This is a genomic window from Liquorilactobacillus sicerae (assembly GCF_029916425.1).
Lineage (GTDB): Bacteria > Bacillota > Bacilli > Lactobacillales > Lactobacillaceae > Liquorilactobacillus > Liquorilactobacillus sicerae.
In genome coordinates, this window is record NZ_JAHAVQ010000108.1 from 1 (window position 1) to 600 (window position 600).

Sequence of the window (600 nt, forward strand, 5' to 3'; positions counted from 1 at the left end):
TTATTGTCCTTTGTAGGAACCTTTTTCAATCTGTTTAAAGATAACATTTAGTATCCGAAAACTCCATAAGTCATTGTTGCACTTATTTCTTCAGCCTGTTTTTTGGAAATATTTTTCATTGAATATGCAATTGATTTGTTGATTTCTTCGTTTATGAAATATCTCATCATGCAAGTTTTCTCATACTTGGTTGTTAGTCCTTGAACAGATAACAGATCAGTTATCTGTTCATCGCGTAAATTTTGGCCGGACACTTCTTTACAAGACAAATTTAAAGATTTTTTATCAGAATTAATCTTGCTTTGATTATTTTTTACATTGCTATCTGAATTGACTAAATCTTTTGACAAAATTTTTTCTTTTTCAATGATTCCTTTTATACTTGCTATTTTTTCTTTATTGAAAGTTATTCCTGCGAATTTAGTTTTTGTGCCTGATATCGATACTGAAATTATCAGTATTATCATGCTGATTAGGACTATAGCTAAAGCGATCAATTTATGTCTTCGATCTTTTTTTAACAGTGCATAACTTAAGCAGAACAAAGCGGCAAAAATCGCAAAGATTAAACTAAAAGCTTCCAGTAAAGGCATGTTTATC

The 600-nt window shown here is 29.7% G+C and carries 1 protein-coding gene; it reads right to left on the bottom strand.

All coding sequences use genetic code 11. The features are described 5' to 3' along the window. Positions 1-47: 47 nt before the first annotated feature. Positions 48-600: hypothetical protein (locus KH893_RS11485; RefSeq protein ID WP_281166238.1), on the bottom strand; the 553-nt coding region annotated here is incomplete at its 5' end.